Origin of the sequence: Myroides odoratimimus, from assembly GCF_001485415.1 — a bacterium.
Taxonomy (GTDB): Bacteria; Bacteroidota; Bacteroidia; order Flavobacteriales; family Flavobacteriaceae; genus Flavobacterium; species Flavobacterium odoratimimum.
The window spans coordinates 1-18,342 of the sequence record NZ_BCMQ01000003.1; the positions used below are offsets into that span (position 1 = coordinate 1).

13 protein-coding genes are annotated in these 18,342 nt (G+C 30.6%); 10 read left to right on the top strand and 3 right to left on the bottom strand.

Annotated elements, in window-relative coordinates; genetic code table 11:
- Positions 1-148 precede the first annotated feature (148 nt).
- From istA to MODO_RS03525, 3 genes are all read left to right on the top strand, one after another.
- Positions 149-1,696 (top strand): IS21 family transposase, encoded by a 1,548-nt coding sequence (gene istA / locus MODO_RS03515; RefSeq protein ID WP_006260108.1) that lies wholly within the window; start codon positions 149-151, stop codon positions 1,694-1,696.
- 25 nt (positions 1,697-1,721) lie between these two features.
- Complete coding sequence (istB, locus tag MODO_RS03520; protein ID WP_006260107.1) at positions 1,722-2,474, top strand: IS21-like element helper ATPase IstB; 753 nt, start codon at positions 1,722-1,724, stop codon at positions 2,472-2,474.
- 426 nt (positions 2,475-2,900) lie between these two features.
- Positions 2,901-3,578 carry a hypothetical protein gene (locus MODO_RS03525; protein ID WP_006259092.1) on the top strand — a complete coding sequence of 226 codons (678 nt, stop codon included), beginning with the start codon at positions 2,901-2,903 and terminating at the stop codon, positions 3,576-3,578.
- Positions 3,579-3,633: 55 nt separating this feature from the next.
- On the opposite strand, the gene MODO_RS03530 is transcribed toward MODO_RS03525, so the two are convergent.
- Both MODO_RS03530 and MODO_RS03535 read right to left on the bottom strand, forming a co-directional pair.
- Entirely contained in the window at positions 3,634-4,221 is a 588-nt protein-coding gene (locus MODO_RS03530; protein WP_006259091.1) for a hypothetical protein, read from the bottom strand.
- Positions 4,222-4,892: 671 nt separating this feature from the next.
- Positions 4,893-5,903, bottom strand: coding sequence for a hypothetical protein (locus tag MODO_RS03535; RefSeq protein WP_006259089.1), 1,011 nt, complete (start codon positions 5,901-5,903; stop codon positions 4,893-4,895).
- A gap of 247 nt (positions 5,904-6,150) precedes the next feature.
- Between MODO_RS03535 and MODO_RS03540 the strand changes: the two genes are divergently transcribed.
- The 7 genes from MODO_RS03540 (at position 6,151) to MODO_RS03570 (ending at position 16,962) form a co-directional block, all read left to right on the top strand.
- On the top strand, positions 6,151-7,896 hold the full coding sequence (locus MODO_RS03540) for an MFS transporter (protein ID WP_006259086.1): 1,746 nt from the start codon (positions 6,151-6,153) through the stop codon (positions 7,894-7,896).
- Between the two features lie 181 nt (positions 7,897-8,077).
- The gene (locus tag MODO_RS03545) at positions 8,078-9,205 is read left to right on the top strand and encodes a cysteine desulfurase family protein (RefSeq protein WP_006259085.1); all 1,128 of its coding nucleotides are present in this window, start codon (positions 8,078-8,080) and stop codon (positions 9,203-9,205) included.
- 166 nt (positions 9,206-9,371) lie between these two features.
- Positions 9,372-10,544: an AIR synthase related protein gene (locus MODO_RS03550; protein ID WP_006259084.1), complete on the top strand. Its 1,173-nt coding sequence runs from the start codon at positions 9,372-9,374 to the stop codon at positions 10,542-10,544.
- 19 nt (positions 10,545-10,563) lie between these two features.
- Positions 10,564-10,971, top strand: coding sequence for a Holliday junction resolvase RuvX (gene ruvX / locus MODO_RS03555; protein WP_006259083.1), 408 nt, complete (start codon positions 10,564-10,566; stop codon positions 10,969-10,971).
- An 87-nt stretch (positions 10,972-11,058) separates the two neighbouring features.
- On the top strand, positions 11,059-12,555 hold the full coding sequence (locus MODO_RS03560; RefSeq protein WP_256597098.1) for a malate:quinone oxidoreductase: 1,497 nt from the start codon (positions 11,059-11,061) through the stop codon (positions 12,553-12,555).
- A gap of 183 nt (positions 12,556-12,738) precedes the next feature.
- Complete coding sequence (locus MODO_RS03565; protein ID WP_006259081.1) at positions 12,739-14,757, top strand: tetratricopeptide repeat-containing sensor histidine kinase; 2,019 nt, start codon at positions 12,739-12,741, stop codon at positions 14,755-14,757.
- 216 nt (positions 14,758-14,973) lie between these two features.
- Positions 14,974-16,962 (top strand): tetratricopeptide repeat-containing sensor histidine kinase, encoded by a 1,989-nt coding sequence (locus MODO_RS03570; protein WP_230486152.1) that lies wholly within the window; start codon positions 14,974-14,976, stop codon positions 16,960-16,962.
- Positions 16,963-17,017: 55 nt separating this feature from the next.
- Here the strand turns inward: MODO_RS03570 and creD are convergent, their stop codons facing one another.
- Positions 17,018-18,301 carry a cell envelope integrity protein CreD gene (creD, locus tag MODO_RS03575; protein ID WP_006259079.1) on the bottom strand — a complete coding sequence of 428 codons (1,284 nt, stop codon included), beginning with the start codon at positions 18,299-18,301 and terminating at the stop codon, positions 17,018-17,020.
- Positions 18,302-18,342: the final 41 nt, after the last annotated feature.

Below are 18,342 nucleotides of genomic sequence, written 5' to 3' on the forward strand. Positions count from 1 at the left end.
TGGAGAATCCAGTGAAATTGACCACCTAATTCCGTTAAAAGTGATCACTTAATTCCGGTGGAAAGTGACCACCTAATTCCGGTGAAATTGACCACCTAAAAAACCAAGTTAAAACATGTCTAAATATCTTAGCTAAAATGCAAGAGATATGGCTAATAAAAAGATCGACATGTTACAATTAAAACAACTACTACGTCTATATACTCAAGGAGTAAGTAAACTTCAAATAAGTTCCCAATTAGGTCTTTCACGTAATACTGTTAAGAAATATATTACTCTCTTTACGACTTCAAAATTCACTTATGAAGAGATAAAAGAATTAAATGATACAGATATAGAAGATTTATTTGACACTAAAGAATTGGATTCTGATGAAAAAGAAGCAATCTTGTATAAATATTTCCCTTACTTTACTAAAGAACTACTTAAAACGGGAGTAACAAGACATATCTTGTGGCAAGAGTACCTTTTGAAACATCCTGAAGGTTATCGTTATTCTCAATTTTGCTATCATTTGCGAACTTGGCAGAAAAAAACATCTCCTTCTTTACACATGCAACACAAAGCTGGAGATAAGATGTTTGTTGATTACACAGGGAAAAAGTTGTCTATTATTGATAAATCTACAGGAGAAATAACTTCTGTAGAAGTATTTATTTCTATTCTTGGTTCAAGTAGAATGACTTATGTAGAAGCCAGTCTAACTCAAAATACAGAAGATTTTATATCAAGTCTCACCAATTCCTTACATTTTTATCAAGGAGTCCCACTTGCCATTGTACCTGACAACTTAAAAGCAGCTGTAACTAAAAGTGATAAATACGAACCTAAAATAGCTCATAATCTTCAAGACTTTGCTCTACATTATAACACAACTATTTTACCCGCAAGAAGTTATAAGCCAAAGGATAAAGCCTTAGTAGAGAATGCAGTAAAAACAATCTATACTCGTGTATTTGCTCCTCTTAGAAATAGAGAGTTCTTTAGTTTGCAAGAACTAAATCAAGCAATAGCAGAATTGTTAGAACAGCATAATGAAAAACTACTTTCACGAGAAAGAGTTTCAAGAAAAACGTTGTTTAAAGAAATTGAACAACCTGTTTTACAATCACTACCAGCACACAGGTATGAATTAAAATATGCTATAAAAGCAACTGTTCAAAAAATTAGTCACATCTACCTAAATAAAGATAAACACTACTATAGTGTTCCTTTCCATTATATTGGTAAAAAGGTAAATATTCTTTATAGCAAAGATATTGTTGATATATATCACAATCAAAGACTTATCGCTTCACACAATAGAGAATTAGGAAAGTATCGGTATACTACTGTAAAGGAACATATGCCTTCATCTCACCAATATATCACAGATTGGAATCCTACACAGTTTTTGAAATGGGGACAAGAAATAGGAGAATCTACACAAAAATATTTAGCAATGATATTAGATAAGCGACAGCACCCAGAACAATCATATAAGTCTTGTGCTGGAATTTTAAGCTTAGGTAAACGCTTTTCTAATATTCGATTAGAAAAAGCCTGTACACGGGGTTTAGAATACGAAAGATATAGTTATAAAATGATCAAAAGCATTTTAGAAAAGGGATTAGATGCTATTGAAGAACAACCATTAAACAAAGAAAGAGAAGTTCCTACTCATCAGAATATCAGAGGAGCAGCTTATTATCAATAGAACAATAATATTAAATTATAGAAACATGAATCAAACAACTTTAGAAAAATTAAAGTATTTAAAACTTTATGGAATGCATAGAGCATTCGCATCAACACTACAACTTCCTACTTCGGATTATACAAATGATCAACTTATTGCTTATTTAACTGATAGTGAATATGATGATAGGGAGAACAGAAAGATAGAAAGACTAATAAATACAGCTAAATTTAGATACAAAGCTTATATACAGGATATTAATATAGATTCATCCAGAAATATTGATAGGAATATGATTGATCGATTAGCTGCTTGTCAATTTATAAAACAGCAACAAAACGTATTAATTACTGGTAGTACAGGAGTAGGAAAAAGTTATATTGCTTCTGCAATTGGTTATCAAGCTTGTATGTTAGGATATAAAGTCATGTACTTTAGTATCAATAAACTATTCTCTAAATTAAAGATGGCTAAAGGAGATGGTTCTTTTTCTAAGGAAATAGATCGAATTGAAAAACAAGACCTAATTATATTAGATGATTTTGGATTACAACCCTTAGACAATCTTAAAAGACAAGATTTTATGGAAATTATTGAAGATCGCCATGGTAAGAGATCTACAATTATAGCTTCACAACTTCCCATTGAAACATGGCATGATATAATTGGAGAACAAACTATAGCTGACGCTATTTTAGATAGAATGGTACATAATTCTATTAGAATTGAACTTCATGGGGAGTCTTTAAGAAGTAAAAATACATTAGCAAAAATTCAACAAAACTCTATTAAATAACTATACTTATTTTTTGTATTTTTAACTGAAATATAAAACATGTTTTTGACTTGATTTTAGGTGGTCACTTTCCACCGGAATAACATGGTCACTTTCTCCGGAATCTACAATTAGATACTGGATCAAATACTTGGGATTTAGAAAACTATAGAGAAGAAAACAATCAGTTGATTTTGATTTTTAGGATATATCCAGAAGGAAATGTGTCCTACACCTTGACTGTTGATTTTGATCTCCAAAAAATTATTTATGAAGGACAATTATATGATTTTAATTCTTTAAATACTATTATAAGTAAATGAAAGAATAAATAGTTTTTAAATAAAATGGAACTTATTATAATTAACAGCTGTTTCACAATTAGGCAAGTGTATTTAGATAAGAAAATAGTATCTTTCAAGCTGTAAATAGAGAGTTAAACAATATATGGGACTACAGATAGGAGGTATAGTAATAGATAAAAATTATCAATCTGATTTGGAAGGGTTAGAAGTAATACTAAAAAGTAAGTTAGTACATGAAGAAGAAGTTACTTTTAAGAAGGCTACTGTTAGTGATAAGGAATCAGATATATTAGATATTTGTTTTTTAGAGGATGCTACTTTAGTTTTGGTATCGATAGGTATGGCTTCGCTAGTGTATAAAGCTTCTAAGCAGAAGGTGATGTCTTTCGTTATAGATGAGGAGATGATGTCGTTTAACCTTCATTATACAGAGAATGGTTTTTTGATTAGAACAGTGCTAGAAGTAGAAGGAGAGGTTGTAGAAAGTATAGGTGAACCATTGGAATATGAAGAGGTAGAAGAAAGTAAAATAGAACTAATATATCATCTAATAGAGGATATAATAGGTGAATATTTGTGGGATATAGAACCTCAGGAAAGATGTATGCGTTTTGGGTTAAAAGAAGATAAGGTAGAAGACGAAATATTTGTTACGAGCTCTTCTATACCTACTTTTGAATTCGAAGATCTAGGGGATGAAGAATATTCTTGTGATGAAAACAAAGTGGTCAATATGAATGAAGAAATCACTAAAGTTAAAAGGCAAAAGAAGTCGTCAATTATAAAGCAAGTTATAAAAGGATTAGGATTAAAGAATTAATCCTAATTTGATTTAAATATAAAAGGGAATCTACACGGTAGATTCCCTTTTATATTTATTCTTTTTTCTCAACTGGTTTGTTCTTGTTGATTTCATCTTGAAGTTGACGGCGTATTCTTTGTTCGCGTTCAAGAGAAGATTTTCTTAATTCTTCAAGTTCTTCTTCTGTCTCAGATAATTTTCTGTTTACTTCTCTGATTTCAGAAAAGCTTCTTTTAAAGCGATAGTATATTATTCCTAAAACAATAATTAGTATACCTATAATAGCCCATATAATCGTCAAGAAAGTTGATTTCTCTGAAGATATTCCTAAAACTTCAATATTCTTTGTAGTAGTTAATGAAGTTGAAAGAGAATCTCTAGTTATTTGTAACTGCGATGTTAAGCTTTCAACAGATTCTTTATGTTCTAAAGAAGCATCTTTATTATTAGCAATAGTTAGATGTAACTTAGTAAGAGAGTCATTTACATTTTTTTGTAATTGGTGCAATTTTTCTACCTCGACAATTTTAGACTTTTGCCAGTTTGTTGATTCGTTTAGTAAAGTATTAAATTGATTATCTATTGTATTTGTTCTTTCTTGTGCAAAGCTCGCCAAACTAATTGCAATTAAAGCAACAGTAAATGTGAATTTATTTCTCATCTATATTTTTTATTCTCGTATCTTCAGAGTGACACTTGTTAATATAATTTATTTAGCCCTTTCTTGTAAAATCTTCATTGTAGAAAATATCAAAACTAAAAAAGTGAATAGTACAATAACTTTTTACTCTTTGAATACTTTTAAAAATTATAGAAAGAATAAAGAACTATTATTTTATTTAAGACCTTTTTGGTTTTGTTTACATGTGCAATATATAAAATGTTTAGTATTATCTAAAATTGTTTTAAAATTCTAATAAAATTGAATGTAAATACTTCTAATGTTAGATATCAATATGCTTATTTGTATAAAAGTTGTGTTATATTGAATAAAATTGAAGATATTTAAAATATTTAAATTTTATTGTAGTAGCAATTTTTGAATTTTAGAGGGAATAAAAGTTAAAAAGTGCCATATAATTATGTAGTACAAAAATAAAAGTTAATCTTCTTTCTTTTTAAAGAAGCTTTAGAATCATTGTATTTGTTCCTATTTAGACTTTTAAATGGTTTTAATTTTAGCAATGCTATAGAGCTATTTAGTACCATTTTTTAGAACTTTGATGAATATTTATTTTTGTAATATTTATAAGAAAGGTTTAGTATTATTACTAATAATAAAAAAGTCGCTGTTTTTAACAGCGACTTTAAGTGTCCTAATATCGGATAGAATTATTTTTTATCTGTAACAATAGTTCCGAAAGGTAATGTCGGTTTTACGAATGTTCTATCCGTGTTACTTGCTTTTATGAATGTTAGGTTTCTTAGTGAGATCTCATGTAGTAATTTTGGTTCAGATCCATCTACAGGTTCAGTCCATCTAGATTTGATAACTATTTGCCCTTTAGGTGCAACCCAATATTCTTCTAATTTATTTGGGTTGTTAGTATTTGATCCAGGTATGTCTCCTTCATACTCACATACTTGATTTAGATTAATACCTGTACGACTATATTGTTTTATACTAAGTAGTCTTTTATCGTTTAGTTCTATAATACTTTCAGCCGTAGCTTCTGTTGGAAGATCATCTTCAGTGATATTCAAGATAAGAGCTTCTTTGTCTTTTAAGTTATATAATGAGTTGTTACAATTAAAATTGTTTAGACCATTACCATTGTTATTATCAAACTTAAAAGCTAAAGTTCTATTTGCATAAGTTGTAGATCCAAAAGTCATCTGATCATATTTAATACTAGTGTCTCCTTGATTAAAATGTATATTTAATAAAGAAAACGTGTACTGATAAATTAGGTTGACGCTATTATCAGTTGCTGTTGTATTATTATTAACCTGTACTGTTCTATCTATGATGACTGTTCCACCTGGAGATGCAGGTATACTCTGAATGACAGAAGGAGTAGCTGGAGGAGGAAGGTTACATATAGATGTGCCTTCTACTTTATCAGTATATTTTCTATAATCTAAGCTAGTATCTGTTCCACTAATCTCTACTCTAGCTCTGTTGATAGTTTCATCTTTCATGATGTTATCAGCATCAATAACAAGTATTAGTGCTTCATCATTCTGAAGTTTGTAGAAAATCTTATCAGCTCCTGGTGTAGTACATCTCTGTACAGCAGTTACGTTGTTAAAATCAATGTCTTTATAAACTAGATTACCATCATCACAAGAGGTAAGTAAAAACATAAAAGATATACCTGTAAGGGTAAAAAACTTTTTCATCAGTCGTGAATATATTATTGTATACAGCAAAAATAGTTTTTTTATTGCTATAAAATAGTTTGCATGGGTATATTATAATTTTTTATTATTATTTCTGGGTCATTTTTTACATTTTAGATGGTGTATTCAATGCTTATTAGGGATATAAAAGGAGTCAATAAAAAAAATGACTGTCTTTTTTATGCACAAATAGTATTTGTCTATATTTGAAAATGTTAATGTAATCGTAATAAACTCTTGTTATCACATGAATAATTCGACAGTAAAAACTAATTATCCTGCACTATATACTTTAGTTACGGTATTCTTCTTTTGGGGATTTTTTGGAGCAGGTAATAGTATTTTTATTCCATTTTGTAAAGCTTATTTCCACTTAGATCAATTTCAATCTCAATTAATTGATTTTGCTTTTTATACAGCATATTATTCAGGAGCTTTGATTTTGTTTATTTTAAGTACTATTAAGGGGAAGGATCTCGTAACAAGTTATGGTTATAAGAAATCAATTGTATTTGGTCTGCTGTTTTCAGCAATAGGGGCAGGATTAATGATTTGGGCAGTGAATGTAAATATTTATACTGCTTTGTTGATTGGGTTATTTGTAGTAGCTCTCGGTTTTTCGTTACAACAGATAGCGGCTAATCCTCTAGTGATTTCTGTAGGAGATCCTAAGACAGGGACGAGTAGAGTGAGCTTAGGGGGAGCGGTTAATTCACTGGGAGGAACTATAGGGCCATTGTTAATGGCGTTTGCTTTATTTGGAAGTACAGTCGCACTAACTGATGATCAAATACAACATCTGAGTCTGTCGAGTATGACAATGTTATATGCGGGAGTAGGAGCTCTTTTTGTAATTGCGGCAATGTTGTTTAGATTCTCAAAAAAAATACCTGATGGAGTGCGTATTGAGCCTATGGAACCAGCAAAGAAAGCAATAGGAACTTTAGTTACGATGACACTACTATTAATAATGATATATATTCCTGTATTTAATACCTATAGTCAATCAGCTAATGAACCAGTAGAATTATTGGTTAAAGAAAAGGAAGTTTTGAGCAATAAAGAAGTAGAGGCTTCTCAGTTAGTTGAAAAAGAGAAAGCAATCACTTTTTTAGATACTCAAATTGTTGAAATTAAAGAAGGGTTAGATAATAAACGAATTATGTTACTTTCGGCAGCTTTAGTGGTGATAGGAGGAAGTATTGGCTTTGCTTATCGAAGCAGTAGGAGAAATCAACAAGGTTGGGGAGCGATGCAATATCCACAGTTGCTTTTAGGGATGTTTGGTATTTTTGCATATGTTGGGGTAGAAGTAAGTATCGGAAGTAATTTAGGAGAGTTACTTAAGCTAGAAGAGTTTGGTAATCTCCAATCTTCTCAGATAACTCCTTATATATCGATGTATTGGGGAAGTTTGATGATTGGGAGATGGGCTGGTGCTGTGAGTGTATTTAATTTGTCTAAAGGGAAGCAATTATTAGCAATGATTATTGTTCCATTTTTAGCTTATTTTGCTGTTCTTGGGGCTAATTATTTGGCAGGTAATGATGTAACACCTTTGTATTACTATTCTGTTTGTGTGGTTTTACAAATTGTATTAACGTATTGGGCAAAGAATAAATCAGCGAGAACATTAATGCTGTTTAGTCTTTTTGGATTATTAGCAATGTTAGTCGGGTTGTTCAGTACTGGTATGATTGCTATTTATGCTTTTTTAGCTGGAGGTTTGGCTTGTAGTGTATTATGGCCAGCTATCTTTAATATTGCTATTATTGGCTTAGGTAAATATACTGCTCAAGGGTCTTCTCTGTTAATCATGATGATATTAGGTGGGGGTATTATTCCTCCGATTCAAGGAAAAGTTGCAGATATACTAGGTATTCACCAATCATACATAGTTAGTTTATTGTGTTTTGCATATTTGTTAGCTTTTGGTATAGTGGCAAAAAAGGTGCTTTCTAAGCAAAATATACAGATAGATGATATTAATTAGATTGACTTTACTTAAGAGTTGTAATTACTAATAGTTTTCAAATATAGCGTGAAAAGATGTTAATTCTATTGTAGTAATAATATCAGTTTTTACTACATTTGCGATTACGTGACAATAAAAGACAAGACAAAACAACTCTTTTTTAGAAAGAGCATAACAATAACTTACCAACAAAAAGAAAATGAAACACGTTTATCTTGATAATGCTGCGACTACATCCGTACGTCCAGAAGTAATCGAAGAGATGGTTAATGTACTTAGAAATGATTATGGTAATCCATCTTCAACATATGCTATCGGTAGACACGCTAAAGCTTTAGTGGAGAATGCTAGAAAAGTAATTGCAAAGCAATTCAATGCAACTTCTTCTGAGATTATCTTTACATCTTGTGGAACTGAAGGTAATAACTGGATTTTGCGTTCTGCAATTCGTGATTTAGGAGTTAAAAGAATTATCACTTCTAAATTAGAGCACCACGCTGTATTAAATACTGTAAAACAATTAAGTGCTGAGTTCGGTACAGAATTAGTTTTCTTAGATATCCAACCTTCTAGTGAAATTGATTATAATCAATTAGAAGAATTATTAAAAGATGAATCTAAACTTACATTAGTAAGTTTAATGCACGTTAATAATGAAGTAGGGACAGAATTAGATTTAAAAAGAGTAGCTACGTTATGCGAAGCTCATCATGCATTATTTCACTGTGATACTGTGCAGTCTATAGGTAAAACTAAAATTGATTTGGCAGAGACACCGATAGACTTTATTGTAGCTAGTGCTCATAAATTTCACGGACCAAAGGGGATTGGATTTGCTTTTATCCGTAAGAAAAATGTGCTAAAACCTGTGATGTTTGGTGGAGAACAAGAGAAAGGGTTAAGAGCAGGTACTGAAGGAGTACATCAAGTAGTAGGTATGGCTAAAGCTTTGGAAATGGCTTATGATTTATTAGAAGAAGAAAGAGCTCATATCACTAGTATCAAAGAATATTGTAAAGAAAGATTAGTAGAGGTATTTCCAGAAGTATGTTTTAATGGAAATAATGTAGGGTTTTACAATATCTTAAATGTATTATTACCTCTATCTGAGGAGAAAGCAGCTATGATGTTGTTCCAGTTAGACATGAAAGGAATTGCAGTGTCTAGAGGAAGTGCATGTCAATCAGGAAGTCAAAAACCTTCTCATGTATTGTCACAATTCTTATGTTCAGAAGACTTAAAGAAACCAAGTTTAAGACTTTCATTTGGGCATGAAAATACGAAAGAAGATATTGATGTTTTAATCGAAGTATTAAAAACAATCTAATCAGATTGTTGTTCAAATAGAATTTAAATCCACTCTCTGAGAGTGGATTTTTTGTTTTAAAAACTCACAGGCAGTAATCTTAACTAAAAAAAGAGAAAAGTTCACCAAAAATAAGATTGCTTTACATTAACATTAGCGCTAAATTTGCAGAAACAACACAACATTTATGAGTTCAAATAATAGATACGCACTACGCGGAGTTTCTGCTGAGAAAGAAGACGTTCATAATGCAATTAAGAACATTGATAAAGGATTATTTCCAAAGGCATTTTGTAAGATTATCCCAGATCATTTAACTGGGGATGAGGATTACTGTTTAATTATGCATGCTGATGGAGCGGGTACGAAGTCTTCTTTAGCTTATATGTATTGGAAAGAAACTGGAGATATTTCTGTATGGAAAGGAATTGCTCAAGATGCATTAATCATGAATATTGATGATTTATTGTGCGTAGGAGCGACAGATAATATTATGCTTTCTAGCACTATAGGGCGTAATAAAAATCTAGTTCCGGGAGAAGTTATTTCTGCTATTATCAATGGAACAGAGGAATTAATTAATGAATTGAAATCTTTTGGAGTAACAATTCACTCTACAGGAGGAGAGACTGCAGATGTAGGAGATTTAGTTCGTACGATTATTGTAGATTCTACTGTGACTGCACGTATGAAGAGAAGTGATGTTATTGATAATGCTAATATTCAAGCAGGTGATGTTATCGTAGGTTTAGAATCATTTGGACAAGCTACCTATGAAAAAGGGTATAATGGAGGTATGGGAAGTAATGGATTAACATCAGCTAGACATGATGTTTTTGATCATTCTTTAGCAGCAAAATATCCAGAGAGTTATGATTCATCTGTGCCTGAAGAATTAGTCTATTCAGGAAAAGTACATCTTACTGATGTAGTAGAGGGATCTCCTATAGACGCTGGTAAATTAGTATTGTCACCTACTCGTACTTATGCACCTATTATTAAGTCAATATTAAATAAATATAAATCAGATGATATTCATGGGATGATTCACTGTAGTGGAGGAGCACAGACAAAGATTCTTCACTTCGTGGATAAATTACATATCATCAAAGATAATATGTTTCCTGTTCCACCATTATTTAAGCTAATTCAAGAGCAATCTAACACAGATTGGAGAGAGATGTATCAAGTGTTTAACTCAGGTCATCGTATGGAATTATACGTAAGACCAGAAGTGGCAGCTGATATTATTGCTATCTCAGAATCTTTTAATGTAAAAGCTCAGATAGTTGGTAGAGTGGAAGCTTCAGAAGAGAAGAAACTAACAATCACTTCTGAATACGGAACATTTAAATACTAAAAAAAACATACAATATAAAATGGCAAGATTGCTTTCTATCGATTTCGGTAAAAAACGTACAGGTATAGCTGTAAGTGATGAACTTCAAATTATAGCCTCTGGATTAACTACAGTTGATACAGAGCAACTATTGCCATTTCTAAAAGATTATTTTTCTAAAGAGAAAGTGGAGAAGGTGATTATTGGAGAACCAAAACGCCTAAATAATGAACCTTCTGAAGTAGTACCTTTGTTGAATAGTTTTATTGAAAAGTTTAAGACGTCTTTTCCTGATATGCCAGTTGAGAGAATAGACGAGAGATTTACTTCTAAGATGGCTTTTCAAACAATGATAGATAGTGGTCTTAAAAAGAAACAAAGACAGAATAAAGCGTTGATCGATGAGATAGCAGCGACTATAATTCTACAAGACTACATGAGAAGATAAATGTTTTTTAATTTTATGATTATTTAAGATTAGTTGTAGATAATTTCTCTTAAATAAAGATTAGTTTTGCATATAAATAAATCCGATATAATGTCAAGTATACAAAAATCAGAGGCTGATGTTGTTTTGGTAGGGGCAGGTATTATGAGTGCTACTCTTGGGGTCCTACTGAAAGAGCTGAAACCAAACTTAAAAATTGAGGTTATTGAGCGTCTCGACAGTGCGGCTGCCGAAAGTTCTGATGCAATGAATAATGCCGGAACTGGACACTCTGCGTTTTGTGAATTAAATTATACGCCTGAAAAAGCAGACGGTACAATAGATGCTTCTAAGGCAATCAATATTGTAGAGCAATTCGAAGTTTCTCGTCAATTTTGGTCTTATTTGGTAAATAAGGGGGTCCTTAAAAATCCAAGTAATTTTATCCATACTGTACCTCATATGAGCTTTGTGTGGGGAGAAGATAACGTAAACTATTTAAGAAAACGTTATAATGAACTTCAAAAATATCCATTATTCCAAGGAATGGAATTCTCTGATAATAAAGAGAAAATAAAAGAATGGGCTCCATTAATTATAGAGAACAGAAAAGAAAATGAAGTATGTGCTGCTACACATATGAATCTTGGAACAGATGTTAACTTTGGTGATCTTACTCGTCAGTTATTTGACCATCTAAAGAGTGAAGATGGAGTTAATATGACTTTTAACTGTGAGGTTAAAGATATTACAAAAGTTGGTTCTGAATGGACTGTATCTGCAACAGATAGTAAAGGACAAAAAAAGGTAATCAAATCTAAATTTGTATTTGTTGGAGCAGGAGGTGGAGCGATTCTACTATTGCAAAAAGCAGATATTGCAGAAAGCAAAGGTTATGGAGGATTCCCTGTAGGAGGAGAATGGTTAGTATGTCGTAATCCTGAAGTTGTGAAAAAACACATGGCTAAAGTATATGGTAAAGCATCTGTAGGAGCGCCACCGATGTCTGTACCTCACTTAGATACTAGGTTTATTGATGGAAAACATTCATTACTTTTTGGACCTTACGCTGGTTTCTCTACTAAATTCTTAAAAAGAGGATCATATTGGGACTTAATTAAATCACTTGAATTTAATAATATTGGTCCAATGTTAGGAGCAGGTCTTCGCAATATGGATTTGACCAAATATTTGATAGAACAAGTATTACAGTCTTCAAAATCTCGTTATGCAGCATTAAGAGAATATTATCCAGATGCTAAAGAGGAAGATTGGAAATTAGAAAAAGCAGGACAACGTGTACAAGTTATCAAAAAAGATAAAGATGGAAAGGGAATCTTGCAGTTTGGTACTGAAGTAGTAAGTGCTGCTGATGGATCAATAGCAGCTTTATTAGGAGCTTCGCCAGGAGCATCTACCGCAACTCCAATTATGTTAAAGCTTTTATCACAATGTTTTAAAGAAGAGTTTAAGTCTGCTGAATGGCAAGCTAAATTTAAGGAAATGATTCCTACTTTTGGATTAAAGCTAAATGAACATCCTGAACTAGTAGCAAGTACTAGGGATAATACAAGTAAGACTTTGAAAATATATCCATATAATTAATAAAAAAGCACTCTATATAGAGTGCTTTTTTATTAATTATATGTTAGTATTATTTGTTTAGAGAAATAATATTTTAGTTATAAAGGCAAAGAATGTATATAACTATTATATTTACATACTTTGTCCTTTTAGTTATATAATTATTATTATCTGAATAAATGTTTAATATGCAGATGCTTAAAAATGACTTCTAAATCTCTTTACCTAATTCTTCCTTTCTGGGTATTAGTATTTGCTATATATGGTTGTGATAATTCAAAAAGGAATGATATTATAAATCATTCTATAAAGGAGTTTCTAAAAAACTATAATACTGATGCGGTAAATGACTTAATGCTAAAACAAGCTGATTCTATAGGAAAACTTGTTTTGTTATTGCCTAATTCCCGTGGTAATAGAGAGATAATAAAGGATTATATAAACAAAACTAAAGCTCATAAAAAGTATTGTGATCGGTTATATGACTATGCAGTTGAAGATCGTGATAGTATAGATATAGCAAATGCTTATTTATTGACAGGTCAGTATTATTTGAGTAATCTTGTATTTGATAGTGCTTACTATTATTATAATCAAGCTGAAAAACTATATCTCATAAAAAAGGATTCCTTAAATATTAGTTACACTTATTATATAAAGGCCTATGTACTTAATAAAAATGGTGTCTATTCAGAGGCAGAAAAACAAATTCTAAAATCTATTCGCTATAATACCAAAGAAATATCTATTCGAAGACGTCATCAACAGTATTTTACAATTGGAGATGTTTTTAGTGGATTAGGTATGTATGAGGATGCTTTACACTATTATAACCAAGCGTTCGAATTACTTTCAGATAAAACAATATTATCAGAGGAATCAGAAGCGTATATTAATCTTAGCAAAACTTATTTAGTTGATAATGTAGCAAAGGTGTATATAAAACAAGAAAAGTACCTCAAGGCTAAAGAACTACTATTAGAAGGTATAGCTAAGTATATAAATTTTAATGATGTAACTAGTGAAAGATATTACGCATATTTAGCTATTAGTTTAGCTTCTACTAAATTAAAAACAAATGATTACAAAGGGATACATGCTTTATTAAACGAGATAATAGAAATAGGAAAAAGGAATAAGAACCGAATAATTATCCATAAAGCTGAATTAGTTTTGGCAGAATATTATTTTGTAACAGGGCAAGTAAATTTAGGCTTCCCTTTAGTTGAAAGAATATTAGAAGAAGTTCGTAGTGTGGGAGATTTTGAAAATCAATTGAAGGCATTAGAATTATTAATATCCTATGATTCTGATAGATCAGACCAGTTTTTTATTGAATATGTTGAAATAAGTAAGAGATTTAAAGGAGAAGGAAATTTAATTCAAAATAGTTTTATAAGAATAAAACAAGAGGCAGACTCTTTGAATGAATTGAATAAAACATTACTAGAGCGAAATAGATTATTAAGTACAATTACTATTAGCTTATTTGTGATTGTTACTATTATTTTATTAGCTTATATATATCATTTAAAGATAAAAAAAATAGGGTTAATCAAGATGTTCCAACAAGATACTGAACAGTATTATAATTCAATTATAAACGTTCAGAAGTATTTGGCTGTAGCAAAAGATAGAGAACGTAAAATAATTGCGAAAGAATTAAACGATGGGGTAGTTAATAGGTTATTTGCAACTCGATTTACATTAATGCAATTAAAGAAAGAAGAAATTGATAATCATAAGGATGTTTTGGTAAATGAAGTTGTTGAAGTAGAGGATTATATAAGGAATATATCTCATAGTCTTGTTAATGAAGAAGGAGGGAAGGTACAGGGATTTCAACAGTTATTACAAGAACTTGTCTTAGTACAGAAAAGACAGTCAAATATTGATTTTAGTATACTAATAGATGCTAAATTAGATCTAGAATGTCTAGATCATAGAAAAAGAATAAATATTTATCGTTCGATACAAGAGGTTTTGTTAAATGTAGCTTTACATTCTAATGCGAGTAAGTGTGTCGTTGATATTAAGCTTAAAACTCCTGTAAGTTTTGAAATAGCGATTACGGATAATGGGACTGGTTTTGATACTAGGTCTATAAAAGGTGGATATGGACTACCGAATGTTAAGGAACGAATAGAGATTATAGAGGGGAAATTATTTGTGATTAGTAAGAAAGGTAGTGGAACGAAAATTCTCTTCATAATTTATTTCTAGAAATACAGAGAAATTAAATAAAGTATGTGTATTTCGTTGTAAATAGTATTATGTATTCGGTAATTAATAGTTAATTATATACTTTTTACTTTTACTAGATTACATATTAATAGTTCTCTATCTTTGTATGCTTTTTTTAATAAGTTATAGTGTCTTGTATTTAAAATGTTTAAACTAAGAGTCTTATATTTTGCAGTCTTGTGTATTTCTATGTCGATGATTCATTGTACACAGACTGAAACCAATAAAGAAGACTTAAAGTTAGAAGAAATAAACGCATTTATAAAGAGTTATAACAGATTTAATCCTACTGATAAAGATAAGGCTGCTGCAGACTCTTTAGGTAATGTTATATTAAACCTAAGGAATACTGAGCAGAGCAGAAATGCTTTGCGAAAATATATATTACTAACTAATGCAGATAAGCAGTATATAGAAGAACTCTTTAAAAGGTCTAGAAAAGCAGATGACAAGAAAAATGAAGCGCAAGCTTATTTCTTACGTGGTAAACGTTATGCCCAAAGTTTTCAAATAGATAGTACTTATTATAATTACACTAAAGCTGAGTTTTTGTTTAAGTCTATTCAGGATTCTGTAAACTTGCAAGAAGTGTATTCTCATAAAGCTATTATTCTTTTAAATAATAAAATCTTTACTGAAGGACAATCACAGATTCTTAAAGCGATGAATGTTAATAAAGAGCATAAAGATGCTCGTATTAAATATTCAGAATCTATTATAATGGCTAATGCTTTAGTAGGTTTAGAACAATTGCCAGAAGCTTTAAAGCAATTAGAATTATCTTTAAAACTTTTAGATAACCCTGAAATTGTAAAGTTTTTTTTACCTGATGCAATTAGGTTGAACAAAATTACGATTTACTATAATATAGCAGAGGTTTATATTAAGCAAGGCGAGTATAAAAAAGCCCAAAATTTAATACATAATGTTATTGATAAATATATCAATGAAAGTACTATATATGATGAGATGATGTTGGCACATTTGTTATATAACTTAACTCAAGCCGATATTAAGAGTAAACAATATGATGATGTAGAAAAGAATCTTGTTAGAGCAATCGATATACAATTGAAAAACAAGAATCTTCAGGATTATAATTCGTATAAAATTCTTTTAGCAGAGTATTTCTATCTAATTAAAAAAGAAGAACAAGGAAATCAACTTGTAAACGAGGTATTAGAATATGCTCATCAAAATAATAATCTAGGATTAGAAAAAGAAACTCTTACTGTATTATTAAAATACAAAAAAGAGCAATATAATACCAATTTTGTGAGATACGAGGAGTTGAATAAACTTATACTCGATGAGAATAATGTGATCAAGAATACTTTTGCAAGACTTAGTTTTGAAGCGGATTCTCTAGAAAGAGCAAATGAGCAATTACAAAATCAGAAGAATATTATTACGATGGTTTCTAGTGCTTTACTTGTACTTGCTATAACTATTTTCTTTGTTATTTTGTTTAGGCAAAAAGCAAAAGAAGTTTCTTTAGTCAAGTTGTTTCAGAAAGACACAGAGAAGTACTATGACTCTATTATCAATGTACAAAATGAATTAGCCGAAGCCCGTAATATAGAGCGTAAAGAAATAGCAAAAGAACTACATGACGGTGTTTTAAATAAGCTATTTGTCACTCGTTTTTTATTAATGCAGGTAAGTAAAGAGTCTGTAGAGACACATAAAGATTCCCTTATTAATGAAGTAAAAGAGGTAGAACAATATATAAGAGATGTTTCTCATGTATTAGGACATGAAGAGGATTTTAAAAATAAAGAGTTCAATGAACTAATTAGGGATCTAGTAGGGATTCAGAATAGAAATCAAGTAACTAAGTTTATATTATTTATGTCTAATGATATTTGCTTTAGTAGGTTAAGTATTAAGTTTAAAGTTCATATTTATAGAATTATACAAGAGTGTTTACAGAATGTACAGAAACATGCTAAGGCAACAGAATGTCAAGTATCTATACTGTTAAGAGAAGAAACGAGATTTGAGGTAATTATTAAAGATAATGGAGTAGGTTTTGATACAGATATAGTAAAGAGAGGGCTTGGATTTACTAATATAAAAGCAAGAACCCAATTGATGAATAGTAAGATTAATATTTCAAGTACAGAAGGTAAAGGAACTAGTATTTCTTTTACTATTGATTTAAACGAGTCAGTAGAGTGCTAGAATCTAGGTATTAGATAAATGAGGGAGGTCGCTATTAAGCGACCTCTCTCATTTATTATTCTTCACTAGTGAAGTTTATTCTTTTAGAAAAGTACATTAGTATGGCGATGATGGTGAATAATCCAATACTACCGACAATAAGTGCAGCTTCTTTTAATTGTAATAGGAAGAATAGAAATGCATATAACACAAATAATAATCCAAATATAGTTGCTGCAATACGCTTGTTTTTGCTCAATCCAAAGATAAATGATGTAATCAAAATTATAGTCGCTGATGCTGAAATAATATAAGCATAACTAAAGCCTATATATTCTGCAAAGGATAGGAGTAAGACGAAATTGATACATAAAGCTAACCCCACTAATGTGTAGTGTAAGATATTGATGCTTAGGTTTTTTATATTCTCCATAAAAAAGAAGGTAGCGAAGGTTAAGCCTATAAATAGTAAAGCATATTTAGTAGCTCGGTTTACTTTGCTATAAAAGTCATTCATTTGTAGAAATTTCATTCCAAAACTATAATCTGTCAACTGGGTAATTGTATTTAGATCAGAGCTGATTGGTATAGATTGAAAAATTGTCCATTTTGAATGCTCGTTTACGCTTTGTTTTTCATCGTTATCAGGTAGATAGTTTCCAATATATTTGATATCCTTATAGTCAGAAGTGACATTGACATTAGTCTGTTTAGCAGTTGCTAGAAAGTTAATCTCTGTAGAACCCTTTAACTGAATAGGAAAATTAATATTACTCAAATCTATATCCTCTTTATTGATATCGTAACTTAAGAAAGCAATACTAGAATTGATCCTTAGAGATCTATCCTGCTCAAAGTATTGTTGAGGGTTTTTATTGATAAGAATCTCTTGAGTGAAACCTTTACTATCTGATACAGAGAAGACAATCTTCGCATTTGTAAATGCTTCCTTATCTGCTAGATTTAACGTAGAGGCTAATTCATCTAGCGTAGGGAAGCTAGCTTTTACATTTAAGTTAGTGTTATAAAGTGCTACTTCATATAAGCTTCTTTTTTTAATTTGTGTTTTTATATCACCTGTAAAATCTTGTTTGATAGGAGTTTGTAAATAACTGTTTAATTGTTTCATTACTTTTCCATCCTCAGTAAGATGATTAGTATAGTATTCTACAAGGACAAAAGGACCGTATATGGTTTGTTTTTGTCCCCATTTAGAGGTTACTTCAGTCGTTACTTCACTCTGAAAGCTTTCACGTTCGGAGATTAGACTACTGATAAAAGGTAGTGTGATAAGTAACATAAGAGATAATACACTGATTATAACTCCTTTGATCATTGGTTTGTAATTTTCTTTTTTCATTTTATTAGAATTAAAAGTACTTTGTTTTTCAAAGTTGATGG

Excerpts from the sequence above, each read along its gene's own strand:
- istA (WP_006260108.1), top strand. The coding sequence starts at position 149 with ATGGCTAATAAAAAGATCGACATGTTACAATTAAAACAACTACTACGT.
- istB (WP_006260107.1), top strand. The coding sequence starts at position 1,722 with ATGAATCAAACAACTTTAGAAAAATTAAAGTATTTAAAACTTTATGGA.
- MODO_RS03525 (WP_006259092.1), top strand. The coding sequence starts at position 2,901 with ATGGGACTACAGATAGGAGGTATAGTAATAGATAAAAATTATCAATCT.
- MODO_RS03530 (WP_006259091.1), bottom strand. The coding sequence starts at position 4,221 with ATGAGAAATAAATTCACATTTACTGTTGCTTTAATTGCAATTAGTTTG.
- MODO_RS03535 (WP_006259089.1), bottom strand. The coding sequence starts at position 5,903 with ATGAAAAAGTTTTTTACCCTTACAGGTATATCTTTTATGTTTTTACTT.
- MODO_RS03540 (WP_006259086.1), top strand. The coding sequence starts at position 6,151 with ATGAATAATTCGACAGTAAAAACTAATTATCCTGCACTATATACTTTA.
- MODO_RS03545 (WP_006259085.1), top strand. The coding sequence starts at position 8,078 with ATGAAACACGTTTATCTTGATAATGCTGCGACTACATCCGTACGTCCA.
- MODO_RS03550 (WP_006259084.1), top strand. The coding sequence starts at position 9,372 with ATGAGTTCAAATAATAGATACGCACTACGCGGAGTTTCTGCTGAGAAA.
- ruvX (WP_006259083.1), top strand. The coding sequence starts at position 10,564 with ATGGCAAGATTGCTTTCTATCGATTTCGGTAAAAAACGTACAGGTATA.
- MODO_RS03565 (WP_006259081.1), top strand. The coding sequence starts at position 12,739 with ATGACTTCTAAATCTCTTTACCTAATTCTTCCTTTCTGGGTATTAGTA.
- MODO_RS03570 (WP_230486152.1), top strand. The coding sequence starts at position 14,974 with ATGATTCATTGTACACAGACTGAAACCAATAAAGAAGACTTAAAGTTA.
- creD (WP_006259079.1), bottom strand. The coding sequence starts at position 18,301 with ATGAAAAAAGAAAATTACAAACCAATGATCAAAGGAGTTATAATCAGT.